This window comes from Micromonospora sp. NPDC047756 (genome assembly GCF_055587245.1).
The window spans coordinates 246,824-270,717 of the sequence record NZ_JBVJGQ010000005.1 but is presented as its reverse complement, the minus strand read 5'-3'; the positions used below and the strand labels follow the sequence as shown (position 1 = coordinate 270,717).

Annotated in this window: 18 protein-coding genes; 11 read left to right on the top strand and 7 right to left on the bottom strand. The window is 72.4% G+C overall.

Going from position 1 to position 23,894, the window contains the following annotated elements; genetic code table 11:
- Positions 1-219: 219 nt before the first annotated feature.
- Positions 220-2,439 carry an MMPL family transporter gene (locus tag ACZ6NZ_RS17860; protein ID WP_465859066.1) on the top strand — a complete coding sequence of 740 codons (2,220 nt, stop codon included), beginning with the start codon at positions 220-222 and terminating at the stop codon, positions 2,437-2,439.
- A gap of 253 nt (positions 2,440-2,692) precedes the next feature.
- Here ACZ6NZ_RS17860 and ACZ6NZ_RS17855 read toward each other — a convergent pair whose 3' ends face one another.
- Together ACZ6NZ_RS17855 and ACZ6NZ_RS17850 are read right to left on the bottom strand one after the other, a co-directional pair.
- On the bottom strand, positions 2,693-3,535 hold the full coding sequence (locus tag ACZ6NZ_RS17855) for an endo alpha-1,4 polygalactosaminidase (protein ID WP_465859064.1): 843 nt from the start codon (positions 3,533-3,535) through the stop codon (positions 2,693-2,695).
- Positions 3,536-3,651: 116 nt separating this feature from the next.
- On the bottom strand, positions 3,652-4,815 hold the full coding sequence (locus ACZ6NZ_RS17850; protein ID WP_465859062.1) for a CAP domain-containing protein: 1,164 nt from the start codon (positions 4,813-4,815) through the stop codon (positions 3,652-3,654).
- A gap of 372 nt (positions 4,816-5,187) precedes the next feature.
- Here ACZ6NZ_RS17850 and ACZ6NZ_RS17845 point away from each other — a divergent pair, with 372 nt between their 5' ends.
- From ACZ6NZ_RS17845 to ACZ6NZ_RS17835, 3 genes are all read left to right on the top strand, one after another.
- Positions 5,188-5,382, top strand: coding sequence for a hypothetical protein (locus tag ACZ6NZ_RS17845; RefSeq protein WP_030487463.1), 195 nt, complete (start codon positions 5,188-5,190; stop codon positions 5,380-5,382).
- Between the two features lie 349 nt (positions 5,383-5,731).
- Positions 5,732-9,346 carry a chromosome segregation protein SMC gene (gene smc / locus ACZ6NZ_RS17840; RefSeq protein WP_465859060.1) on the top strand — a complete coding sequence of 1,205 codons (3,615 nt, stop codon included), beginning with the start codon at positions 5,732-5,734 and terminating at the stop codon, positions 9,344-9,346.
- Complete coding sequence (locus ACZ6NZ_RS17835; RefSeq protein WP_465859058.1) at positions 9,346-9,966, top strand: HAD family hydrolase; 621 nt, start codon at positions 9,346-9,348, stop codon at positions 9,964-9,966. Before smc ends, ACZ6NZ_RS17835 begins: the two co-directional genes overlap by 1 nt.
- A gap of 7 nt (positions 9,967-9,973) precedes the next feature.
- Here ACZ6NZ_RS17835 and ACZ6NZ_RS17830 read toward each other — a convergent pair whose 3' ends face one another.
- From ACZ6NZ_RS17830 to ACZ6NZ_RS17810, 5 genes are all read right to left on the bottom strand, one after another.
- Positions 9,974-10,495, bottom strand: coding sequence for a DinB family protein (locus ACZ6NZ_RS17830; RefSeq protein WP_465859056.1), 522 nt, complete (start codon positions 10,493-10,495; stop codon positions 9,974-9,976).
- A 44-nt stretch (positions 10,496-10,539) separates the two neighbouring features.
- Positions 10,540-11,034, bottom strand: a complete 495-nt coding sequence (locus tag ACZ6NZ_RS17825) for a universal stress protein (RefSeq protein ID WP_355005258.1) — start codon at positions 11,032-11,034, stop codon at positions 10,540-10,542.
- 9 nt (positions 11,035-11,043) lie between these two features.
- Positions 11,044-12,663: an MDR family MFS transporter gene (locus tag ACZ6NZ_RS17820; protein WP_465859054.1), complete on the bottom strand. Its 1,620-nt coding sequence runs from the start codon at positions 12,661-12,663 to the stop codon at positions 11,044-11,046.
- 147 nt (positions 12,664-12,810) lie between these two features.
- Positions 12,811-13,251 (bottom strand): MarR family winged helix-turn-helix transcriptional regulator, encoded by a 441-nt coding sequence (locus tag ACZ6NZ_RS17815; RefSeq protein WP_366608238.1) that lies wholly within the window; start codon positions 13,249-13,251, stop codon positions 12,811-12,813.
- Positions 13,252-13,261: 10 nt separating this feature from the next.
- Complete coding sequence (locus ACZ6NZ_RS17810) at positions 13,262-14,989, bottom strand: alkaline phosphatase D family protein (protein ID WP_465859051.1); 1,728 nt, start codon at positions 14,987-14,989, stop codon at positions 13,262-13,264.
- A gap of 184 nt (positions 14,990-15,173) precedes the next feature.
- Here ACZ6NZ_RS17810 and ftsY point away from each other — a divergent pair, with 184 nt between their 5' ends.
- The 7 genes from ftsY to ACZ6NZ_RS17775 all read left to right on the top strand — a co-directional run bounded on the left by ftsY (position 15,174) and on the right by ACZ6NZ_RS17775 (position 23,867).
- Positions 15,174-16,355, top strand: coding sequence for a signal recognition particle-docking protein FtsY (ftsY, locus tag ACZ6NZ_RS17805; RefSeq protein ID WP_366608240.1), 1,182 nt, complete (start codon positions 15,174-15,176; stop codon positions 16,353-16,355).
- A 6-nt stretch (positions 16,356-16,361) separates the two neighbouring features.
- Positions 16,362-17,225, top strand: a complete 864-nt coding sequence (locus tag ACZ6NZ_RS17800; protein WP_366608241.1) for an aminoglycoside phosphotransferase family protein — start codon at positions 16,362-16,364, stop codon at positions 17,223-17,225.
- Between the two features lie 275 nt (positions 17,226-17,500).
- Positions 17,501-18,913, top strand: coding sequence for an ammonium transporter (locus ACZ6NZ_RS17795; RefSeq protein ID WP_465859049.1), 1,413 nt, complete (start codon positions 17,501-17,503; stop codon positions 18,911-18,913).
- Positions 18,914-18,938: 25 nt separating this feature from the next.
- Complete coding sequence (locus ACZ6NZ_RS17790; RefSeq protein WP_172862163.1) at positions 18,939-19,277, top strand: P-II family nitrogen regulator; 339 nt, start codon at positions 18,939-18,941, stop codon at positions 19,275-19,277.
- Positions 19,278-19,293: 16 nt separating this feature from the next.
- Positions 19,294-21,624: a [protein-PII] uridylyltransferase gene (locus tag ACZ6NZ_RS17785; RefSeq protein ID WP_465859047.1), complete on the top strand. Its 2,331-nt coding sequence runs from the start codon at positions 19,294-19,296 to the stop codon at positions 21,622-21,624.
- A 426-nt stretch (positions 21,625-22,050) separates the two neighbouring features.
- Entirely contained in the window at positions 22,051-23,214 is a 1,164-nt protein-coding gene (locus ACZ6NZ_RS17780) for a sensor histidine kinase (RefSeq protein ID WP_465859045.1), read from the top strand.
- Positions 23,211-23,867, top strand: coding sequence for a response regulator transcription factor (locus ACZ6NZ_RS17775; RefSeq protein WP_465859043.1), 657 nt, complete (start codon positions 23,211-23,213; stop codon positions 23,865-23,867). The genes ACZ6NZ_RS17780 and ACZ6NZ_RS17775 overlap by 4 nt, the downstream gene beginning before the upstream one ends.
- The last annotated feature ends 27 nt before the right edge of the window (positions 23,868-23,894 follow it).

Here is a 23,894-nt window from a genome sequence, read left to right as displayed (position 1 = left end):
CCGGAGCCGGCTCGGGGCGATGCCGGCGGGTCGCGGCCTGTCGCTCGGGGCAGGCCCCCGGTGTACGTCCGAATCGCGGGCCGATGTCCGGCGGAAGCGCCCCCGCGCCCGGTCCGCCGGTTCCAGGGTGGGCCCGGGTCGATCCCCGATGTGACCGCCTCGTCACGCACCTAACGTCAGCACCGTTGACAGGGGGTTGACGTGACAGGGGGACCGGAGATGGGCAGAAGACCGGTGACGGTGCGGCTGGCGCGGTGGAGCGCCGAGCATCCGTGGCGGGCGATCGCACTGTGGGCCGTGTTCGTGGCGGTGTGCTTCGTCGGCGGCAACGCCGCCGGACTCAACGAGGCCACCAGCGGTGACCAGGCGATCGGCGAGGCGGGGCGGGCCGGCCTGATCGTCGACGCCGCTAGCTTCGACGACCCGGCCGTGGACAACGTCCTCATCACCTCCCTGGGCGGTGCGTTGGACCCGGCGGCGGCGAAGTCGGCGGCCGACGACGCGGCGGCCCGGCTGCGGACGGTCACCGGGGTCGCCGGGGTGGGCCAGCCGGTCACCGCGCGGGACGGCTCGGCGCTGCTGCTGCCGATCACCATGTCGGGCGACCCGGAGACGGCCTCGGAGCGGGTGCAGCCGTTGCGGGACGCCACCGCCTCCGTGCAGGCCGCGCACCCCGGGCTTCGCGTCGAGCAGGTAGGCGGACCGTCGATCGGCCAGGCCCTCGACGACACCCTGGGCAAGGACTTCAAGCGCGCCGAGCTGCTCAGCCTGCCGGTCACCCTGGCGATCCTGATCATCGCGTTCGGCGCGTTGATCGCGGCGAGCGTGCCGGTGCTGCTGGCCCTCTCCTCGGTCGCCGCCGCGATGGGTCTGTCCACACTCGCCTCCCACCTGGTGCCGGCCACCGACACCACGGCACCGGTGATCCTTCTGATCGGCATGGCGGTCGGCGTCGACTACTCGCTGTTCTACATCCGTCGAGAGCGGGAGGAACGAGCCAAGGGTCGGTCCGGTCTGGACGCGGTGGAGATCGCCGCGGAGACCTCAGGGCACGCCGTCGTCGTCTCCGGCTTCGCGGTGATCATCTCGATGGCCGGGCTGCTGCTCGCCGGCGACGTCGTCTTCTCGTCCCTCGCCATCGGCTCGATCCTCGTGGTGGCCGTCGCGGTGACCGGCTCACTGACCGTCCTGCCCGCCCTGCTGGCCCGGCTCGGCCGTTGGGTGGACCGGCCCCGGGTGCCGCTGCTCTGGCGACTGACCGCGCCACGTACCGGCCGGCACGGCGAGCCCCGCGCGCCCCGGCTGTGGCCGGCGGTGCTCCGACCCGCGCTGCGCGCCCCGGTGGCGACGCTCGTCATCTCGGTCGGTCTGCTGCTGGCGCTGGCCGCGCCGGCGCTCGGCATGAAGCTGAAGTTCCCCGGCATGGAGGACCTGCCCCGCACGACTCCGGCAATGCAGGCGTACGACCGGCTCACCGCCGCCTTCCCGAGCGCCGGCACCAATCACGTGGTGGCCGTCCGGGCGCCCGCCGACCAGGCCGATCGGGTACGCGCCGCCCTCACCGGCCTGTCCACCCGGGCAGCCGGCGATCCGCTGTTCGCCCCGGCCGAGGCGGACGGACCGAAGATCGAGGTGTCGGCCGATCGGCGGGTCTCGGTGCTGGAGGTTCCCACCCCGTACGCCAGCCGGGACGACCGGTCGGTGCAGTCGTTGGAGAAGCTGCGCGAGGATCTGGTCCCGGCCGAACTGCGGGCCATCCCCGGCATCGAGTACGCGGTGGGCGGGAGCGTCGCCGACAGCGAGGACTACGCCCAGCACGTCCGGGACAAGCTGCCGCTGGTCATGGGCTTCGTGCTGGTGCTGACCTTCCTGGTCATGACGTTCACCTTCCGGTCGGTGGTGATCGCGGCGAGCTCGATCGCGCTGAACCTGCTCTCCGCCGGTGCCGCGTACGGCCTGCTGGTGCTGGTCTTCCAGGGCGAGTGGGCGCAGGGACTGCTCGGCTTCACCTCGATGGGCGCCATCGTGTCCTGGCTGCCGCTGTTCCTGTTCGTGGTGCTCTTCGGCCTCTCGATGGACTACCACGTCTTCGTGGTCAGTCGGATCCGCGAGGGCGTCCGGTCCGGCCTGCCCAACCGCGACGCCGTGTCGTACGGGATCACGTCGTCGGCCGGGGTGGTGACCAGCGCGGCGATCGTGATGGTCGGGGTCTTCTCGATCTTCGCCACGCTCAGCACGATCGACATGAAGCAGCTCGGCATCGGGCTGGCGGCGGCCATCCTGCTGGACGCCACCATCATCCGGGGCGTGGTGCTGCCGGCGTTGATGACCATGCTCGGCGACGCCAACTGGTGGGCCCCGCGATTCCTGCGCCCCCGCCCGGCCCCCGCCCCCATCGACCCACCCGCCTCCGCCCCGGAGCTGGTCCCAGTGCCCTAAGCCCCCCGCTCCCGCCCCGCCCCGCTTGCCCCTGCTCCCGCCCCTGCTCCCGCCCCTGCTCCCGCTCCCGCCCTGCCCAGCCCACTCAGCCCCACCCCGCCTTCAGCCCGCCGATCTTGCAGTTTCTGTCGCGGCAAAGCGGGAGCAACCCGGCAAAAGGACAACCGAAAGTGCAAGATCGCGGGGCGGGGCGGGGCGGGGCGGGCGGGGCGGGGCAGGGCAGGGCAGGGGCGGGGTGGGGGCGGGGTGGGGGTTAGGGGAGGGGGCAGGGTTCGCGGGATGCGTCGAGGGTGCGGTCCTTTCGGATGGACGCGAAGCCGTAGCCGACGGTGGTGACACAGAAGTCGTCCGTCGATCCGGTGTACTCGACGTGGAAGACCGGCTTACCGGCGTCGCTGAACGGCAGCAGTTTGGCGCACTGGGTCAGCCGGACGCACTCCTCGTTGACGGCGAAGTCGAAGTCCGGGGCCAGCGCGGCGAGCTGTGGCACGTCGTTGACCAGCCCCGGGGAGAGGCTCAGTGAGCGGGCCAGCTCGGCCAGCCGGCGGTTGAACAGCAGTTGGTCGTCGAAGTCGAGCGCAAAGCCGGAGCGCGCCGCGTACCCGTCGGCGTCGAAGAGCGCCACCGCGCCGAAGCCCTTGCCCCGGCAGAGCCGGAAGCGGTCGGTCAGCACCGGCCGGAGCGCGTCCCAACTCCGGACGTCCAGCCACCGGCTGTCGGCTCTACGTCCGGCCGCGCCCCGGACGACCTCGGGAAACCGGCTGGCGTCCGGGTCGTCGGAGCGGACCGATCCGACGTGGACCTGGCAGATCAACCGGCGGTCCCGGGAGCGCAGATCGGCGGTCTGTGCGGCGGTGGTGGCCACCGGGTCGAGGAGGAAGACGTGGGCGTCCACCGCCGGGTCGAGCGGGCCGTTGAGCTGCCACTGCCACTGCCAGTGCCGGGCCTGCGCCGCCGGCCACGCGGTGGGCGCCCCGGGCGGGGTCAGCGCGGGGCGGCACCCGTACGCCGGTATGACCAGCACGAGCGCGACGCTGGCGGACAGGGCGCGGCGCACTGGGCGTACGGCGACGCGTCGCCGCGGCCGGATCCGCATCGGCAGCTCCCGGGTCCCGGGCGGCCGGTCGCCGCCCGCACCGGTACGCGGCCCCCACGCTCCGGCCCGACGTACCTCACCGGGTCAACGAGCGCGGGGGCGGGAACGACGCGCGGTCAGCGCGGTGCTGCGAAGACCTGCGTCCAGTACGGTCCGTTGCTGTTGGCGATGCCGACGCCGATCTCGGTGAACGCGCAGTTCAGGATGTTGGCCTTGTGGCCGGAGCTGTTCATCCAGGCGTCCATCACCGCGGCGGGGGTCTGCTGGTTCCAGGCCACGTTCTCGCCGTACGTGCGCCAGGTGTAGCCGACCCGGTCCAGGCGGGTGCCGGCGTTGCTGCCGTCGCTGCCGGTGTGCGACATGTTCTTGTTGTCGGCCTGGTCCTGGCTGTGCCGCTGGGCGGCCGTCATCAGCTTGGTGTTGATGCTCAGCGCCTGGCAGCCGGCCTTGGACCGCTCGGCGTTGACCAGGTCCACGACCTCGCGGGCCTGGGCGCTGACGGTGCCGCTGGCGCCGTTGGAACCGGCGGAGTTGCCGGTGTTGCTCGGCGCGGTGCTGCGTTGGACGCTGCGGCGCGAGGCGGCGGTGCTCCGCGACGCCGCCGGCGTGGGCTTGACGATCTTGGTCGGCGACGGGCTGGGAGAAGCCGGGCTGGGGATGGTCGACGGAGAGGGCGCGGCGAGGGTGTCCAGCACCGGCTCTTCGGTGGGCGCGGCCGGCGTGGCGAAGGAGTCGTCGACGGCCGTCGGCTGAGCGGCCCCGTCGTCACCGCCGGGCAGGGTGAGCGCGCCGACGCCGAAGCTCACCACGAGGGTGGCGGCCGCGGCGGCCCCTCCGATCATCAGTGGGCGGCGCCAGCGGCGTGGGGAGCGGTGTCGTCCCTCGCCGGGCCGGCTGGTCTCGGCGGTGCCGTGCCAGCCGTCGGTGGCCGCCGGGTCGGTGTCGGTGTGCCAGCCGCCGGGCGTCTCGGCGCGCCGTCCTCCGGTGGTGTCCTCGGCCGGGTGGCTGTCGCTCCAACCGTGGGTCGCTCCGTCCGGCTGGTACGCCCCCCAGGCGGCGGTGCGGGCGTCGGCCGCCTCGGCGGGGTTCGCCGGGTCCGGTTGCCGGCTGTCGGTGGGCTGCTCCCGGTGCCACTCGTCGCGCGGCTGGTCGGGTTCGTCGCCGAAGAGGTAGGTCGAGCGGGGCTCCGGGCGGTCGTGCAGCCAGGCCGGCTCGTCGGTCGGTCCTCCGGCGCGCCGGGGGGCGCCGTTGGGGTCCATCGGATCGGTCCAGCCGTACACGCCTATGCCTCCAGGGGTCGGTTGCGGGCCGGGGTGACGCTACGGCGCGCCTACGACCTGCGGCAACGTGGCTAAGAAAGAGTTAAGGGGAAGTCGGACGCCAGGGTGCGGACTTCCGCGAATCCAGGCGTACAGTAAAGGCGTCCGGACAGAGAGTGTCCGTGCCTTGTGGCAGCCCCCCGACAAGTGGACAGGTCGACGTGGAGATGATCTACGGCCTGCGAGAACTTGACGAAGGAGGGGTTTGCGGCTCAATATATAGGTGTCGCCAGTCGCGCCCGGTCATGCCCAGATACAGCCTGGAATGACAGCCGCGTACAAATGGGCGCGCGTTTGGCCGGCCTTTCCGGCAGCGCATATCAAGGAGTCAGCATGGCGAAGGCCCTCTACGGCCACGTAGGTGCAGCGCCCGACCGGCGTCTGCTCGACGAGGTCACCCGACTGCGTTCCAGGGTTCAGGCGCTGGAGTTCGAGATCACGCGTCTGCGTGCCGACAATGATCGGCTCGCGGCGGCTGCGGCGGAGGCGGATGATCTTCTCCGTCTGGCCGAGCCGGCGTTGACCTGATCTTCACGTCGCAAAAAAACTGAATCGCACCACCGCAAAAATGCGCGCCGACACCTCAGTGCCGGCGCGCAACACTGTCCGGCACCTTTTCGGCGCCGACCATTCATGATCTTGCAGCCGACCGTGTGGGAAGCGCGCCGCACAGTTACCGAAAAGCATGTCGGCGGATAAGCCGATCATGAAAGGCGCTTGTCTTTCTCACGGTCAACCGAACAACAGCGCGAACCCTGTCGACGCGACGCGGGGCGGGTCGCGTGCCGGCCCGCTCACACCGCCGGGTTAGTCTGCGGGTTCACCCAGGTCCCGCAGCCGGCGACGGTACGGCGGCCACCGGACGAGGATCGAGTAGGTGTATCTCAAGAGCCTGACGGTGAAGGGGTTCAAGTCCTTCGCCTCCGCCACGACGTTGAAGCTGGAGCCCGGGATCACCTGTGTGGTGGGCCCGAACGGCTCGGGCAAGTCCAACGTCGTCGACGCCATCGCCTGGGTCCTCGGCGAGCAGGGCGCCAAGGCCCTCCGTGGCGGCAAGATGGAGGACGTCATCTTCGCCGGCACCGCCGGCCGGGCTCCGCTGGGTCGCGCCGAGGTCACCCTCACCATCGACAACACCGACGGCGCGCTGCCGATCGAGTACACCGAGGTCTCCATCACCCGCCGGATGTTCCGTTCCGGTGAGAGCGAGTACGAGATCAACGGCAACTCCTGCCGGTTGCTCGACATCCAGGAGCTGCTGTCCGACTCCGGCATCGGCCGGGAGATGCACATCATCGTCGGGCAGGGCCGCCTCGACGGCATGCTGCACGCCAAGCCGGAGGACCGCCGGGCGTTCATCGAGGAGGCGGCCGGCGTCCTCAAGCACCGCAAGCGCAAGGAGAAGGCGCTTCGCAAGCTCGACGCGATGCAGGTGAATCTCAATCGCCTGACCGACCTCACGGCGGAGCTGCGTCGTCAGCTCAAGCCGCTGGGCCGGCAGGCCGAGGTGGCCCGGCGCGCCGCCGCCATCCAGGCCAACCTGCGCGACGCCCGGTTGCGGCTGCTCGCCGACGACCTGGCCACCCTGCGGACCACCCTCGACCGGGAGATCGCCGACGAGACCGCGCTGCGCGAGCGGCGCGAGCAGATCGAGGGTGAGCACGCCGAGGTGCAGGGTCGACTCGGCGAGTTGGAGGCCGCCCTCGCCGAGGACGCGCCGCTGCTCGCCGCCGCCCAGGACACCTGGTACAAGCTCTCCGCCCTCCAGGAACGCTTCCGCTCGATCGAGCAGTTGGCCCGGGAGCGGCTGCGGCACCTCAGCGCCACCGGCGACGACGAGCGGCCCGGCCGCGACCCGGACCAGCTGGAAGCCGAGGCGGAACGCGTCCGCGAGCAGGAGGAGGAGCTGCGCGGCGCGCTCACCGACGACCAGATCCGACTGGCCGAGGCGGTCGAGCACCGCCAGGAGTTGGAGCGGCAGTTGGCCGCCGCCGAGCGCGAGCTGGTCGTCGCGGCCAAGGCCATCGCCGACCGGCGCGAGGGGATGGCCCGGCTCACCGGCCAGGTCAACTCCGCCCGGGCCCGGACCACCAGCGCCGGCGAGGAGATCGAACGCCTCGCGATCGCGCACGCCGACGCGCTGGGCCGCGCCGAGCAGGCGCAGGCCGACCTGGACGCGGTCGCCGCCCAGTCCACCGAGGCCGACCGGGACAACGCGGACCTGGACGCCCGGCACGCCGAGGCGGTCGCCGTGCAGGAACGGGCCCAAGCCACCGTCCGATCGCTGTCCGACGCCGAGCGGGCGGCGGAGAAGGACGCCGCCTCCTGGAAGGCCCGCGAGGAGGCGCTCGCCCTGGGGCTGCGGCGCAAGGACGGCGCCGGGGCGCTGCTCGCCCGCGCCGGAGACGTGCCCGGCCTGCTCGGCAGCCTCGCCGGGTTGCTCACCGTCACGCCCGGTCACGAGGCCGCGCTGGCCGCCGCGCTCGGCGGCCTCGCTGACGCCGTCGCCGTCAGTGGGGTGGACGAGGCCGTCGAGGCGATGCGGCTGTTGAAGATCTCCGACGCCGGCCGGGCCGGACTGCTGGTCGGCAGCCCGGCGGGGCCCGGCATGACCGGCTCCGCGGACGCTCTGCGCCCGAAGTTGCCGGACGACGCCCGATGGGCGCCCGACCTGGTGGAGTGCAGCGCCGAGCTGCGTCCGGCGGTGCACCGGGCCCTGCGGGACGTGGCGCTCGTCGACGATCTGGCCGCCGCCGCCGAGCTGATCGCCAGCAACCCCGAGCTGCGGGCGGTCACCCCGGACGGTGACGTCGTCGGGGCGTACGCGGCGGCGGGCGGGTCGGCCAAGGCTCCCAGCTACATCGAGGTGCAGGCCGCAGTCGAGGAGGCCCGCGCCAACCGGGTCACCGCCGAACGCGCCGGCCTGGAGTTGCGTGATCAGTTGGTCGAGGCGCGCGCCGAGGTGGCGACCGCCAAGGAGGCCGTGCAGCACGCCGCCGCCGAGAAGCGTGAGGCGGAGAGCCACCGCAACGCCGCCGCTCGCCGGCTGGCCGAGCTGGGTGCGGCGGCCCGCTCCGCGAAGGCCGAGACCGACCGGCTCGGCGACTCCCGCTCCCGCGCCGAGGCCGCCCGGCAACGGGACCTCACCGCGCTCGCCGAGTTGGAGGAGCGGCTACGGCTGGCCGAGGAGACCCCGGTCGACGCCGAGCCCTCCAGCGAGGAACGGGATCAATTGGCGGCCATGGTGCCGCAGGCCCGGCAGAACGAGATGGAGGTCCGGCTCGCCGTGCGTACCGCCGAGGAGCGGGTCTCCTCGATCGCCGGCCGGGCCGACTCGCTCGCGCGGCAGGCCACCGCGGAGCGGGCCGCCCGGGAACGCGCGGCGGCCCGCCGGGCCGCCCGCGCCCGGGGTGCGGGCATCGCCCGGTCCGTCGCCGGTGGCGCCCGGGAGGCGCTGACCCGACTGACCACCTCGATCGCGACGGCGGAGGAGCACCGCGACGCGGTCGCCCTGGAGCGCGCCGCGCGGGAGGCGGAGCTTCAGGAGGTACGCGGTGCCGCCAAGCGGCTCGGGGCGGAGTTGGAGCGGCTGACCAGCCAGGTGCACCGCGACGAGGTGGCGCGGGCGGAGCAGCGGCTGCGCATCGAGCAGTTGGAGGCGAAGGCCGCCGAGGATTTCGGGCTGGACGTGGAGACGCTGGTCGCCGAGTACGGTCCGACGCAGCCCGTTCCGCCGACCCCGGTGGACGTCGCGACGGCCGAACGTGACGGTCTGCCGGTGCCCGAGCCGGTGCGCTACGAGCGGCCGGTGCAGGAGAAGCGCGCCGCGAAGGCGGAACGCGAACTCGCCCTGCTCGGCAAGGTCAACCCACTCGCGCTGGAGGAGTTCGCCGCGCTGGAGGAGCGTTTCAAGTTCCTCTCCGAGCAGTTGGAGGACCTCAAGGCCACCCGTCGGGACCTGCTCACCGTGGTCAAGGACGTGGACGAGCGGATCCTGGAGGTCTTCGCCAGTGCCTTCGAGGACACCGCCCGGGAGTTCGAGCAGGTGTTCACCGTCCTCTTCCCCGGTGGTGAGGGACGGCTGATCCTCACCGAACCCGACGACCTGCTCACCACCGGCGTCGAGGTGGAGGCCCGCCCGCCGGGCAAGAAGATCAAGCGGCTGTCGCTGCTCTCCGGTGGCGAGCGGTCGCTGACCGCGGTGGCCATGTTGGTGGCGATCTTCCGCGCCCGGCCCAGCCCGTTCTACATCATGGACGAGGTGGAGGCGGCCCTGGACGACGTCAACCTGGGCCGGTTGATCACGTTGATGGCACAGTTGCGCGAGAAGAGTCAGTTGATCGTCATCACGCACCAGAAGCGGACGATGGAGATCGCCGACGCGCTCTACGGCGTGACCATGCGCAGTGGGGTCACCCAGGTGATCAGCCAACGGCTCAACCAGACCGACGAGAACGACCAGCGGCACGGCCGCGGCGAGGAGAACGGGTAGTGGCTCGGGAACGCGCGACGGCGCTCCTGCTGGACTTCGACGGCGTACTGCGCCGGTGGGACCCGGCGGTGGCCGCCGTTGTCGAGCGGGAGTACGGCCTCTCCGAGGGGGTGCTCGGCGAGATCGCCATGCAGTGGGGGCGGCTCCAGCCGGTGCTCACCGGCCAGGTCAACCACGCCGAGTGGATGAACAGCGTGGCGGACGCCCTGGCCGAGTCGGTGGGCAGCCCGGAACGGGCCCGCGCCGCCGTGGAGCAGTGGCAGAGCTACCGGGGAGAGGTCGACCAGGAGGTGCTGGCGTTCGTTCGGGAGGTCCGTGCGGCGGGCGTCCGGGTCGGGCTGGGCACCAACGCCACCGACCTGCTCGACTCCGACCTGGCCGCGCTCGGTCTGGTCGGGGAGCTGGACGTGGTGGTCAACTCCTCGGTGATCGGCGTGCACAAGCCCGCCCCGGAATACTTCAAGGCCGCCTGCGTGGCCCTGGCCACCCCGCCGGCCCGGGTCCTGTGCGTCGACGACGAGGACTGGGCCGTGCGGGGTGCCCGGTCCGCCGGGTTGTCGGCGCACCGCTGGGGCGGCCACGCCGACCTGCGTTACCTGCGGGCGGCCCTGGACTACTGAGCCCTTGTCACTCGCCGGTGACGCCGTCGATGCGTTCCCGGATCAGGTCGGCGTGGCCGTTGTGCCGGGCGTACTCCTCGATCATGTGCACGTACACCCAGCGCAGGTTGAAGGTGCGCTTCTTCGCGCCGACCTCGATGAACGTCTCGTCGAGCGAGTGGCCGGCGGCGGCCTCGCGGGCCAGTGCCACCTCGCGGTGGAAGGTGGCGAAGTCGGCCTCGGCGTCGGCGGCGCTGACGTCGTGGTCGGCGTCCGGGTTCTCCGGGGTGAAGTACGGGTAGTCGACAGGCTTGCCGGCGAAGTTCTCCCGGAACCACCAGGCCTCCACCTCGGCCAGGTGCCGGACCAGGCCGAGCAGGGTCAGCCCGGACGGTTGCACGCTCGGCGTGCGCAACTGCTCCTCGGTCAGCCCGGCACACTTGAGCAGCAGCGTCTGTCGGTGGTAGTCGAGCCAGCCGTCGAGCATGGTGCGCTCGTCGCCGACGTACGGTTCGGGAGTCCGGGTTATCTCCGGTGCGGTCCAGGTCATGCCGCGCATCCTGCCCGGCACCCCGGACATGCCGCGACGGGTTATCAGGGCACCACGACGACGGGCCAGCGGCCGGCACGGACCAGCCGGGTGGCGACCGAGCCGACCAGCCGGTGTCCGGCCTGCTCGGACGCGCCGACCACGAGCATGTCGGCCTGGAACTCGTCGGCCGCCGCGCACAGCTCGCCGTACGCGTCGCCGCGCCGCACCAGCAGGGTCACCGGAATGCCCCACTGCTCGGCCCCACGCCGGCACTCCCGGCGCAGCTCGTCGGCCAGCTCGTCGTGCGTGCGTTGGACCGCGCCGGCGTCCATGCCGGGAACCAGGGCGGTCAGCCCGCTCGGTGAGCTGACGAAGACCACCACCAGCGCGGCGCTCTGCCGACGGGCCAGGCCGGCGGCGTAGGCACCGGCCCGCTCGGAGGTGCGGGTGCCGTCGACACCCGCCATGATCACCCGAGGGCCGTCCGTGCCGCGCTCGAAGGGCAGCGGTCGGGTCCGGGGGCCGTACTCCTCGCGGTCCGGTGCTCCCACGCCCATGGCTCTACCTCACCTCTGCTCGCCGGTACGGATCACGGCCGCGCCAGCGCCGGCGGCGACTGTCGATTCCCGCTCGACCTCGGCGGAAACCGGGCTGTCGTTGTGCTGACGCAGCGGCACCTCCTTGATGCAGAGCACCGCGATGAACGCGATCAACGCGAACGGGGCGGCCACCAGGAAGATGTCGCCGGCACCGTGGCCGTACGCGCTCTCGACGACAGCCCGCAGCGGGCCGGGCAGGGTGTGCACGTCGGGCAGGGTGCCGCCGCTGCCGGAGCTGGAGGCGGGGATGCCAAGCTGGGCCAGCCCGTCGGCGGTGTAGTCCTTGACCCGGTGGGCGAGCACCGCGCCGAGGGCGGAGACACCGATCGCGCCACCGAGGCTGCGGAAGAACGCCACCACCGAGCTGGCCGCGCCGAGCTCGTGGACGCTGACGGTGTTCTGCACGGCCAGGACCAGGTTCTGCATGGTCATGCCCAGGCCGAGGCCGATCAGCGCCATGTACACGCTGAGCAGGGTGAAGCTGGTGTCCGCGCGGAGCGTGCCCATCAGGGCGAAGCCGATGGTGAGCAGCGCCGTGCCGATCACCAGGTACCGCTTCCAGCGGCCGGTCGTGGAGATGACCCGCCCGATCACCGTGGAGGCGACCAGCAGGCCGAGGATCATCGGCAGGGTCATCAGACCGGACATGGTCGGGCTCTGGCCACGGCTGATCTGGAAGTACTGACCGAGGAAGATCGACGCGCCGAACAGAGCCACACCGACCGCGACGCTGGCGACCACGGCGAGGGTGATGGTGCGGTTGCGGAACAACCGCGGCGGGATCACCGGCTCGGCGGCCCGGGTCTCGACCCGGATCGCCAGCGCGCCGAGGAGCACGGCACCGACGACCATCGCGGCGGTCTGCCAGGACGCCCAGGCGAACTGGTCGCCGGCGAGCGAGACCCAGATCAGCAGCAGCGAGACGGCCGCGGTGATCAGAGTGGCGCCCCACCAGTCGATCTGCGCCTTCCGCTTGACCACCGGCAGGTGCAGGGTCTTCTGGAGCACGATCAGCGCGATGATGGCGAACGGCACGCCGACGTAGAAGCACCAGCGCCAGCCGAGCCAGGAGGTGTCCACGATCACGCCGCCGATCAGCGGGCCGCCGATGGTGCCGACGGCCATCACCGCGCCGAGGTAGCCGCTGTAGCGGCCCCGCTCGCGCGGCGAGATCATCGTGGCCATGATCACCTGGGCCAGTGCGGTGAGGCCGCCTGCGCCGACGCCCTGAAGCACCCGACAGGCGATCAGCTCACCGGTGCCCTGCGCGAGGCCGGCCAGCACCGAGCCCAGTACGTAGACCCCCAGCGCGATCTGGACGAGTGTCTTCTTGTTGGTCAGATCGGCCATCTTGCCCCAGATGGGGGTGGTCGCCGTGGTCGCGAGCAGGGCCGAGGTCACCACCCAGGTGTACGCGGACTGGCCGCCGTGCAGTTCGGTGATGATTCGCGGCAGCGCGTTCGAGATGACCGTGGAGGAGAGGATCGCGACGAACAGACCCAGCAGCAGGCCGGAGAGCGCTTCCAGGATCTGCCGGTGGGTCATGTCGACGGCGGCCGCCCGCGTGGGGACTGTGGCCTGGCTCATCGTGGGTTGCCTCCGAGCGGAGTCGAGGTGGAACGGCGGCGGGGCCGGTACGCGCGGGCCGCCTGAGAATTGCCTGAGGCAACCGTATGCCTTGGTTGCCTGAAGCAACAACTTGTGGGACCGGCGCGCTATTCCCCGCCGCGACGCCTACTGCCAGGAGTCGTTGAACCGGCCGAGCAGCCGGGCGAACTCCTCGACGTCCCGCTCCGGCCAACCGTCCAGGGCACGCAGAAACTCGCCCAGGCGCGCCGAACGGGCAACGTCGAACCGGCGCTGCCCCTCCTCGGTCATGCTGATCTGCGCGGCCCGCCGATCACTCGGATCGGGGTCGCGGTGGACCAGGCCGAGGACCTCCAACGCGTTGATCTGCCGGCTCAGCGTGCCCTTGCCCACGCCCAACCGCGCCGCCAACTCGGTCAACCGGATCGACCCGCTACGCCGCAACCAGAGCAACAGCCCATAGGTGTTCGGCTCCAGATTCGGGTGCACCTCCCGGGCGATCTCCCAGGAGACCGCTCGGCCACGGCGCAGCAAAGCGGTCAACTCGTGCTCGACCGCCCGGATCGGCTCCGGCAGGTGCTCGTCCACGGCGTAGAGACTACGGCGCGGTTGGCTCGCCGTCGCCGGAGAGTCGACGCCGCATCACGGGGCGTAGGTGCCCGTCCTTCGTGGTGCCCTCGATGACCACGTCCGCCCCGCGCCCCTGATGGGTCAGAGTGGCGACCGCGTTGCCGAAGTACGGGCCGGCCAGCTTGCGCCAGCGCACTCCCGGCCGGCGTACGCCCGCCGAACGGGCCAGCGCCCGGGTGGCCCCGGCCGGCCCCGGCGACCAGCCCAGCTTCATCAGCGGACGAATGCCCGCCGGCACCTGGTTGTGGATCGGCGAACAGGTGAGCTGGTGCACCGGGGTGACCACCGTCGGGTCCGCGAACCGGGCCCGTGCCACGTACGAGTGGTGCACGTCACCGGAGAGCACGCTGATCGACGCCGGTGGGGCGTACGCCGGGCCGGCCCCGATCCGCGCGCCGGACTGCCGCGGCGTGCCGGTGCCGATCCGGGCGAACGTCTCCGCGAGCGCCTCGAAGGACCGCCGGAACGCCGCCCAGTGCTCCAGGTCCAGGGCACGCCGCAGCTTCTCCGCCCCGCGCGCCACCCACGGCCGGCGTGAGTCCGCCAGTTTTTCGTTCCACGCCTCGATGTGGTGGATGCCCTGCGGCAGCAGCCAGGGCAGCGAGGCGCCCACCACCAGGTGGTCGTAGACCCCGTGCGCCTGGTCGAGGAACCAGGCCCACTCGCCCGGCGGCAGCATCGCCCTGCTGTTGGGCTCGAGCACCCGGCTGCACCGGTTGTCCAGCATGACCAGCCGGGTCCGGCCCAGATCCAGTGCGTAGCTCCACTGGTACTGCACCGCGCGCCAGCGCTCGGTGTCGTGGGCCAGGTCGGACTCCTGGTCGACCCGGTGGCCGAACTCGCGCAGCACGCTGGTGGCGTCCTCGGCGGCGGCGACCTTGGCGAAGACCGGATCGGCGACGATCTCGTCGGGCGAGAGATTGCCCAGGTGCTGGTAGACCCAGTACGAGGCGAGCCCGCTGCCGATCCGCTCCGCCCACCACGGCTGCTCGCGTACCTCGGCCCGCCACGCCGCCGAGGTGTTCCAGTCGTCGATGATCTCGTGATCGTCGAAGATCATCACGCTGGGCACCGTGGAGAGCAGCCAGCGGATCTCCGGATCACGCCAGGACTCCAGGTAGAGCTTGGTGTACTCGTCGAAACTCACCACCTGGTCGGCGGGAGCGCCCTTCGGCCGCCGCCGCCGTCGACGCAGCAACCGGCGCACAGTGGGCGAGGTGACGTCGGCGTAGACCTGGTCACCGAGCAACACGAGCAGGTCGGGCAGCGGGTTCGACTCCGGGTCCGCCATCAACCGCCGGGCGTACGCGTCCAGCGCGTCAGGTGGCAGCTTGCGGGTGGTGGAGTGCTGGGTGGTCTCCCGGCACGAGCCGAAGATCAGGTTGACCGGCTGGTCCCGGTCGTCGGCGGCCCGGGTGCGGATCACGCTCGGCGGGAACCCGCTGCTCGGCACGGGCCAGACGAGCTCGTCGTCGACGAGCACCTCGTAGGTGGTCTCGCTGTCCGGGGTGAGGCCCTCCACGACCACGAGGGCGTAGTGATGGTCGTACGCCGAGAAGGTGGGCGCGGCGCCGGTGGCGCCGTCGGCGGTGCGGACGGTGACCACGGCGGGCCCGGCGGTCTCCACCCAGATGGTGGCCCGGGTGTCCACGACTCGCCGCAGAAGTGGGCCGATGAGGAGGTGTGCGGCGGACATGGCGCGAGCCTACCGCCGGATTCCGGGCACCGGCTGCGGGCGGTGGCTGAGATGCCGGGCACCGCGCGGGAGGGCGGCGGCTGAGATGCCGGGCGCCGCCTGGGAGGGCGGCGGCGGAGACTCCGTGCACGGCTCGGGGTGCGGTGGCTGGGACGCCGTCGCCGGCATCTGACAGGATTCCGGCATGGCCGAATATCTCGTCCTCGCTCTGGTCCTGCTCGGTGTGCTGATCGCCGGCACAGTCGGGTTGGTCGTCCCGCGCCTGCGGCGACGGCCCGAGCCCCCGTTGCCCCGCACGGAGGTCGACACCAGGGCCGAGGAGGATCTCGCCGGCCCGCCGGTCGAGGCACCGGAGTCCGATCTGTCCACCGGCGTCCTGGTCGAGCCGCCGCCGGTCCTCGAACCGCAGGTCGAGGTGCCCGAGCCGACCGCCGGCCGGCTGGTCCGGCTCCGCTCGCGGCTGTCCCGCTCACAGAGCGTGTTCGGCAAGGGCCTGCTCGGTCTGCTCGCCCGTGACCACCTCGACGAGGACGTCTGGGAGGAGATCGAGGACAGCCTGATCACCGCCGACGTCGGCGTGGACGCCACCCGTGACATCGTCGACCGGCTTCGCGAGCGCACCCGGGTGCTCGGCACCCGCTCGGCCTCCGAGCTGCGGGCACTGCTCGCCGCCGAGCTGGTCAACGCGCTCGACCCGAGCCTGGACCGCTCGTTGCGGACCGCCCCCAAGGACGGCGTGCCGGCGGTGGTCCTCGTCGTCGGCGTCAACGGCGCCGGCAAGACCACCACCTGCGGCAAGATCGCCCGGGTGCTGGTGGCCGACGGTCGCAGCGTGCTGCTCGGCGCGGCGGACACCTTCCGGGCCGCCGCGGCCGACCAACTGGAGACCTGGGGCTCGCGCGTCGGAGCGGAGACCGTGCGGGGGCCGGAGGCCGCCGATCCGGCCAGCGTCGCCTTCGACGCCGTCAAGCGCGGCATCGACACCGGCGTGGACACCGTGCTCATCGACACCGCCGGCCGCCTGCAGAACAAGATCGGCCTGATGGACGAGCTGGGCAAGGTCAAGCGCGTGGTGGAGAAGCAGGGCCCGATCGACGAGACACTGCTCATCCTGGACGCCACCACCGGGCAGAACGGCCTGGAGCAGGCCCGGGTCTTCACCGAGGTGGTCAACGTGACCGGCGTGGTGCTCACCAAGCTCGACGGCACCGCCAAGGGCGGCATCGTGATCGCCGTGCAGCGCAAGCTCGGTATCCCCGTGAAGCTGGTCGGCCTCGGCGAGGGCAAGGACGACCTGGCCCCGTTCGACCCGGCGCAGTTCGTCGACGCGTTGCTGGGGACTGAGGCCACCGGCCGGGACGCGTAGTCTCGGGTGACCACTGACGATCGCGCGTACGCGGGCTGGCGTGACCCTGGCCATTCTTCGCAGCGCCTCGGGAGACCGTACGTGACTTCGCAGGAGATCCCGCTGCACGGCGGCAACGTGAGCACCGTCGTCCGCGTGGGTGACACGGTCCGTCGCAACGCCGGACCGTGGACCCCGTCCGTGCACGCGCTGCTGCGCCACCTGGAGTACGTGGGGTTCACCGGAGCCCCCCGGGCGCTCGGGATGGACGAGCGCAACCGTGAGGTGCTGTCGTACCTGGAGGGGGAGTGCGGCGAATATCCGCTCGCCCCGCACTGGGTGACCGACGAGGCCCTGGTCACCGTCGCCACCATGCTGCGCATGTTCCACGACGCGCAGTACGGCTTCACCCCTCCGCAGGCGGCGGTCTGGCGGTCGTTCGGGCCCCCACCGCCGGACACCGAGGTGATCTGTCACCACGACGCCGCGCCGCACAACGTGATCTGGCGTCCGGACGGCACCCTCGGGCTGATCGACTTCGACCTCGCCTCGCCCGGAGCGCGGATCTACGACGTGGCGTACGCGGCCTGGACCTGGGTGCCGATCTTCGCGGACCGCGACTCGATCACGCTGGGCTGGAAGAACCCGGACCGCCCTCGCCGCCTCCGGCTCTTCGCCGACGCGTACGGGCTGATCCCCCGGGACCGGCACCGGCTGATCCGCACCATCCGTAAACGGATCGTGGACCACGTCGAGGGGATCCGCCGGATGGCCGCCGCCGGCGAGCCGGCGTTCGTCCGGATCGTGCACAAGGGTCACCTGCGTCGACCGATGCGCGATCTGCGACTGCTCGACTACGAGCGGCACACCCTGGAGAACGCCCTCCGCTGAGCGCCGGCCGGCGATGCTCGGCCGGGCGCGTCAAGCGCACCGGTCGATGCCGTTGACCGGTCAGCCATCGACGGTCGCCGTCCGGTCGATCCACAATCGTCCATGCTGATGACTGTGCGGAGTTCGTGACACGTCCGAAACAACCCGTCACGAAACGGAAACCCGCACGGGACCCAAAGTGAAACAGCCGGCCGCGAAGCTTCCGCGCAACCGGCCTACGGGCGACGCTGCCCCGGAAAGCCGCGAAGGAGGACTTCACCTTTTAGGAGGCCAGCGTGCCTGAAGCACCGACGATCGACGGCGCCAATACCACGTGGCTGCTGGTTTCGACCGCGCTCGTGCTGCTCATGACCCCCGGACTGGCGCTGTTCTACGGCGGCCTCAACCGGGCCAAGGGCGTACTCAACATGATGATGATGAGCTTCTCGGCTATCGGGCTCATCTCTATTCTGTGGTGGTTCTACGGATTCAGCGTCGCCTTCGGGACCGACGTGAACGGCTTCTGGGGCGACCCGGGCGCGTACCTCGGCACCAAGACCTTCCTCGCCGAGACCGACCTGTGGGGTGCCACGGCGGAGAACCCCAGCGGCATCGGCGTCCCGCTCTACGTGTTCATGGCCTTCCAGATGGTCTTCGCGGTGATCACCGTCGCGCTCATCAGCGGTGCCATCGCGGACCGGGCCAAGTTCGCCGGCTGGCTGCTGTTCGCCTTCGGCTGGGCCACCCTGGTCTACTTCCCGGTCGCCCACTGGGTGTGGGGCGGCGGCATCATCGGCGGCGACATCCACGCGCTGGACTTCGCCGGTGGCACCGCGGTGCACATCAACGCCGGTGCGGCGGCCCTGGCCGTGGTCCTGGTCCTCGGAAAGCGGCTCGGTTGGCCGCGTGAGGGCATGAAGCCGCACAACATCCCGCTGGTCGCGCTCGGTGCGGGTCTGCTGTGGTTCGGCTGGTTCGGGTTCAACGCCGGCTCGGAGCTGACCGTCGACTCGGTCGCCGGCCTCGCCTTCATCAACACCCAGCTCGCCACGGCTGCGGCGGTGCTCGGCTGGATCGCTGTCGAGTGGATCAAGACCCGCAAGCCGACGATGGTCGGCGCCTCGTCCGGCGCCGTCGCCGGCCTGGTCGCCATCACCCCGGCCTGTGGCTTCATCGCACCGTGGGCGTCCGTCCTGCTCGGTGTCGTCGCCGGCGCGGTGTGCGCGCTCGCCGTCAGCCTCAAGTACAAGCTCGGCTACGACGACTCGCTCGACGTGGTGGGCGTGCACTTCGTCGGTGGTTGGATCGGGTCGCTCTGGCTCGGCCTCTTCGCCACCAACTCGGTCAACTCCGCGATCACCGACGTGGTGGGCGCCTCCGACGGCCTCTTCTACGGCGGCGGCGTGACCCAACTCGGACGCCAGGCGCTCGCCGGCCTGATCGTCACCGCCTGGTCGTTCGGCATCGCCTGGGTGCTCGCCTTCGTCATCGAGAAGACGATCGGCTTCCGGGTCAAGGCCGAGGCGGAGGTCGAGGGCATCGACATCGGCGAGCACGCCGAGAGCGGCTACGACCTGTCACCGGCCGGTGGCGGCGCGGGCGGCGCGTTCGCGATGGCCGGCATCGGCACCTCCGGTGGCGGTTCGACGAGTGGTGCCAAGCCGGAGGCGGAGCCCGCCGAGCCGGTCAGCGAAAAGGTCGCCGGTTAACGTTCCTGGGATGGAGGGGTTGGACATGAAGCTGGTGACCGCAGTCATCAAGCCGTACCAACTGGACGCGGTGAAGGAGGCCCTGCACGCCCTCGGGGTGGCCGGGCTGACCGTCAGCGAGGTTCAGGGGTACGGACGGCAGAAGGGGCACACCGAGGTCTACCGGGGTGCCGAGTACACGGTCGAGTTCCTGCCCAAGATCCGGGTCGAGGTGCTCACCGACGAGATCGACGTCGACAAGGTGGTGGACGCCATCGTCGGAGCGGCCCGCACGGGCAAGATCGGTGACGGCAAGGTCTGGGTCACCGGTGTCGAAGAGGTCGTCCGGGTGCGTACCGGCGAACGCGGCCTCGACGCACTCTGACGCGGCCACGACTGACATGACCTCGTTGATCAAGAAGAACGCGTCAGGACCCGCCGATGACGGTGACGCGAACCTCTTGATCAACGAGGTCGTCGGCGTTCCCGGGGGGATCGGGGAAGCGGCCCGGCGGGGGCGGGCCGCGGCGTACGACTCGTTCCTGCGGGGGTTGCTGCCGCCGCGGGACGGGGTGGCGCTGCTGGCCGTCGGGGGCCTGGGTCGGCGGCAGTGTGCCCCGTACAGCGACCTCGACCTGGTGCTGGTGCACGCCGGGGTGCCCGGCACCGACGAGCTGGCCGCGTCGGTGTGGTACCCGATCTGGGACGCGGGCCTGCGGCTCGACCACTCCGTCCGCACCGTCGCCGAGGCGCTCTCGGTGGCCCAGGACGACGTCAAGGTAGCCCTCGGGCTGCTCGACGCCCGGATGATCGTGGGGGACCAGGCGCTGGCCGACGCGCTGATCCGCACCGCCGCCGATCACTGGCGACGTACCGCCGTCCGGCACCTTTCCGGCCTGCGCGAGGTCACCGAGGCCCGTTGGCAGGCCCACGGCGAGCTGGCGTTCCTGCTGGAGGGCGACCTCAAGGAGGCCGCCGGTGGTCTGCGCGACGTGGGGCTGCTGCGGGCGATCTCCGCCGCCGGCATCACCGACGCGCTGCGTCCCGCCGTACGCGCCGCTCACCTGCGCCTGTTGGACACCCGCGACGCGCTGCACCAGCAGGTCGGCCGACGGGTCGACCGGCTGGTCGCCCAGGAACGCGACGGAGTGGCCAACCTGCTCGGCCTGCGACAACTCCAGCCCGGCGGGTCCGACGCCGAGGGGCGGCCGGGAGCCGTGGTGGACGACGGCGACGCGCTGCTGCGTCGGGTCGCCGGTGACGCCCGCACGGTCAGCCACGCCCTGGACGACGCCTTCCGGGCCGCCGACCGGCTGCGCTCCGGCCGCTCCCGCGGCGGCAACGGCCGCCCGGTCCGCCGCCCGGTCGCCCGCGACGTGGTCGAACACGACGGCGAGTTGGTGCTCGCCCGCACGGCGATCGGGGCGCGCCCCGACCCGAGCCTCTCGCTGCGGGTGGCCGCCGCGTCGGCCACGACCCGACTCCCCATCGCGCGGGCCACCTGCGAGTGGCTGGCGGCGTACTGTCCGCCCCTGCCGGCCCCCTGGCCGGCCGAGGCCCGGGCCGCGCTGATCACCCTGCTGGGCGCCGGCCCCGGCCTGGTGCCGGCCTGGGAGACCTGCGACCGGTACGGGCTGGTCGACGGCTGGCTGCCCGAGTGGACCCGGCTGCGCAGCCTGCCCCAGCACAACCCGGTGCACCGCTTCACCCTCGACCGGCACCTCGTGCAGACCGCGCACGAGGCCAGCCGGCACGCCCGCGAGGTGGAGCGCCCGGACCTGCTGCTCCTCGGCGCTCTCCTGCACGACATCGGCAAGGGACTCCCCGGTGACCACAGCACCGTCGGCGTGCCGGTAGCCCAGGCGGTGGCCACCAGGGTCGGTCTGCCCACCGCCGAGGTCGAGCTGATCGGCAAGCTGGTCCGGCTGCACCTGCTGCTGCCCGACGTGGCGACCCGCCGGGACCTGAGCGACCCGGTCACCATCGCCTCGGTGGCCGAGGCGGTCGGCGACACCGGCACCCTCGACGTGCTGCACGCGTTGGTCCGCGCCGACGCGGCGGCGACCGGGCCGGCGGCCTGGTCCGACTGGAAGGGCCGGCTCGTCGCCGAGTTGGTCGCCCGGGTCCGCACCGCGCTGGACACCGGCGTACTTCCGGAGCCACCCGCCCCGGACCCGGAGCTGCTGGCCGGACCCCTGCCGGTCGTCCACCTGACCGGCGACCGGGTGTCGGTCGCGGCGGCCGACCGGCGGGGTCTGCTCGCTACGGTGGCCGGCTGCCTGGCCCTGCACCGGCTGGAGGTGATCTCCGCGGACGCCTCCGCCGTCGACGGCCGGGCTCTGGTCGAGTGCCGGGTGCAGCCCCGCTACGGCCTTCCGCCGGACCCGGTCCCGCTCCGCGCCGACCTGCGCCGGGCGGTCGCCGGCGACGTGTCGGTCACCCAACGGCTGCGGGGCCGTGCCCTCGCCAGCCGTGGCGGTGGCGCGGCTCCACGTGTGGTCTGGCACCGCGAGGCGGCCACCGACGCCGTACTGCTGGAACTGCGCGCCGCCGACGCCGCCGGGCTGCTCTACCGGGTCACCTGCGCGCTCGACGAGGCCGGCGCCCTGGTTCGCGCGGCCCGCATCTCCACCCTCGGCGCCGACGTGGTCGACGCCTTCTACCTGGTGGGCGGTTGGCCGGACGACACCACCCGGGCTCGCCTGGAAGCCGCCGTCCTAGCCGCCGTCTAACCGCCCCACCCCGCCCCGCGTCCCCCCGCCCGGCCCTGCCCCGCGTCTCCCGGCCCCGCCCTGCTCCGCGTCGCCCCGGCCCCCCCTGCTCCGCGTCTCCCGGCCCCGCCCTGCCCCGCGTCGCCCCGGCCCCGCCCTGCCCCGCGTCGCCCCCGCACCCCTACGTCGATCTTGCACTTTGTGTCCCCGCATGCCAGGTAAAAGCCGCATAGCGACGACACAAAGTGCAAGATCGCGAGGGCGAGGGCGAGGGCGAGGGCGAGGGCGGGGGCGGGGGCGAGGGCGAGGGCGAGGGTGAGGGCGGGGGCGAGGGCGAGGGCGGGGGCGGGGGCGGGCAGGCGGGGGCGGGGGTACGTCGGGGGGCGTAGGGGCGGTGCCGCTGGTGGACGGACGTCGCGCGGGGTCCGCGCGGGCAGAATGACGGCCATGCGGCGAGACGGGCGGTGGTGGTGGCCGGAGGTGGCGGCGGATGCCGCGCTCGGCGTGGTGCTGCTCGGGTTCGGACTGCTTGCCACCGGGCTGGCCGGGGACAACCAGCCGGGGTCGAGGCCGGTGGACGCCGTGAGTCGGGTGCTGATCGCCGTCGCGGCGCTCGCCCTGCTGGTGCGGCGGCGTGCTCCGGTCGCCGCTCTCGCCGTGGTCACGGTGGCCACCTCGGCGTACCTGCTGATCGGCTACCCGTACGGGCCGATTCTGGTCACGTTCCTGGTCGCGGTCTACAGCGTGGCCGTGTGGCTGCCGGTGCGACCGGCGGCGCTCGCCACCGGTGGCGCGTTCGTTCTGTTGTTGGCGCACGTCTTCTTCGGGCGGGGGCCCGCGCCGGGTTGGACGGGAGTGCTGCCCGCGTCGGCCTGGGTGGTCGTACCGTTCGCGGTGGGGGTGGTGGTGCGGGTGAGCCGTGAGGCGACCGCGCGTACCCGTGCCGAAGAGGCCCGCGGCCGAGTTGAGCAGGCGCGACGGCAGGCCGACGAGGAGCGGCTGCGCATCGCGCAGGAGGTGCACGACGTGGTGGGGCACGGGCTGGCCGCGATCAGCATGCAGGCGGAGATCGCCCTGCACCTGCTGCCGAAGCGGCCGGAGCAGGCGGAGGTGGCCCTGACCGCGATCAGCCGGACCAGCCGCGAGGCGCTGGACGAGCTACGGGTCACCCTGGGTGCGGTGCGCCGGGGCGCCGAGCGTGAGCCGGTACCCGGCCTGGCCCGGCTTCCGGCGCTGCGCGACCGGCTGGCCGGGGCGGGGCTCGCCGTGGAGGTGCGCGTGGTCGGGGAGCCCAGGGAGGTGCCGGCCGCGGTGGACCTGGCCGCGTACCGGGTGGTGCAGGAGGCGTTGACCAACGTGCTGCGTCACGCGGGAGTGGCGAGCGCGGAGGTGACGGTGGACTACCGGGTCGACGAGGTGACCGTCGAGGTCACCGACGGGGGGTCAGGTGCCGACCGCGCCGGAACGGCTCCGGCCGACGGCGAGGGTGGCCACGGTCTGGCCGGGATGCGCGAGCGGGTCGCGGCGTTGGGTGGGCGGTTGACCACCGGGCCGCGCGCCGGGGGCGGGTTTCGGGTGTACGCGAGGCTGCCCGTGGAGCCGACCACGTGATCCGGGTGCTGATCGCCGACGACCAGGATCTGGTCCGGCTCGGGCTGCGCGCGTTGGTGGAGAGCGAGGACGACCTGGCGCTGGCCGGCGAGGCGTCCGACGGGCTGCGGGCGGTCGAGTTGGCCCGTCGGGAGCGCCCGGACGTGGTGCTGATGGACATCCGGATGCCCGGCATCGACGGCATCGAGGCGACCCGCCGTATCGTCGGCGACCCCGACCTGACCGGCACGCGGGTGGTGGTGCTCACCACGTTCGAGCTGGACGAGTACGTCTTCGACGCGCTGCGGCACGGTGCGAGCGGGTTCCTCACCAAGGACACCAGACCGACTGAGCTGCTGCGCGCGATCCGGCTCGTCGCCGAGGGGGAGGCGCTGCTGTCGCCGTCGGTGACCCGTCGGGTGGTGCGGGAGTTCGCCACCCGGCCGTCGCGGGTGCTTCGTCCGCACCCGCGACTGGAGGCGCTGACCGATCGGGAGCGTCAGGTCGTCGGCCTGGTCGGTGAGGGCCTGAACAACGAGGAGATCGCCGTGCGGTTGGTGGTCAGCCCGGCGACCGCGCGGACCCACGTCAGCCGGGCGATGGGCAAGCTGGGAGCCCGGGATCGGGCCCAGCTCGTCGTGTTCGCGTACCAGTCGGGGTTGGTCTCGGGGTGAGGCCCGGGCCGGGCGACAGCGGCCCTA

Bases quoted from the DNA above. Each gene is read 5' to 3' on its own strand.
- ACZ6NZ_RS17810 (WP_465859051.1), bottom strand. From the start codon at position 14,989: ATGTCCGCCGCACACCTCCTCATCGGCCCACTTCTGCGGCGAGTCGTG.
- ftsY (WP_366608240.1), top strand. From the start codon at position 15,174: ATGGCCGAATATCTCGTCCTCGCTCTGGTCCTGCTCGGTGTGCTGATC.
- ACZ6NZ_RS17785 (WP_465859047.1), top strand. From the start codon at position 19,294: ATGACCTCGTTGATCAAGAAGAACGCGTCAGGACCCGCCGATGACGGT.
- ACZ6NZ_RS17825 (WP_355005258.1), bottom strand. From the start codon at position 11,034: ATGGGCGTGGGAGCACCGGACCGCGAGGAGTACGGCCCCCGGACCCGA.
- ACZ6NZ_RS17780 (WP_465859045.1), top strand. From the start codon at position 22,051: ATGCGGCGAGACGGGCGGTGGTGGTGGCCGGAGGTGGCGGCGGATGCC.
- ACZ6NZ_RS17855 (WP_465859064.1), bottom strand. From the start codon at position 3,535: ATGCGGATCCGGCCGCGGCGACGCGTCGCCGTACGCCCAGTGCGCCGC.
- ACZ6NZ_RS17845 (WP_030487463.1), top strand. From the start codon at position 5,188: ATGGCGAAGGCCCTCTACGGCCACGTAGGTGCAGCGCCCGACCGGCGT.
- ACZ6NZ_RS17830 (WP_465859056.1), bottom strand. From the start codon at position 10,495: ATGACCTGGACCGCACCGGAGATAACCCGGACTCCCGAACCGTACGTC.
- ACZ6NZ_RS17820 (WP_465859054.1), bottom strand. From the start codon at position 12,663: ATGAGCCAGGCCACAGTCCCCACGCGGGCGGCCGCCGTCGACATGACC.
- ACZ6NZ_RS17790 (WP_172862163.1), top strand. From the start codon at position 18,939: ATGAAGCTGGTGACCGCAGTCATCAAGCCGTACCAACTGGACGCGGTG.
- ACZ6NZ_RS17860 (WP_465859066.1), top strand. From the start codon at position 220: ATGGGCAGAAGACCGGTGACGGTGCGGCTGGCGCGGTGGAGCGCCGAG.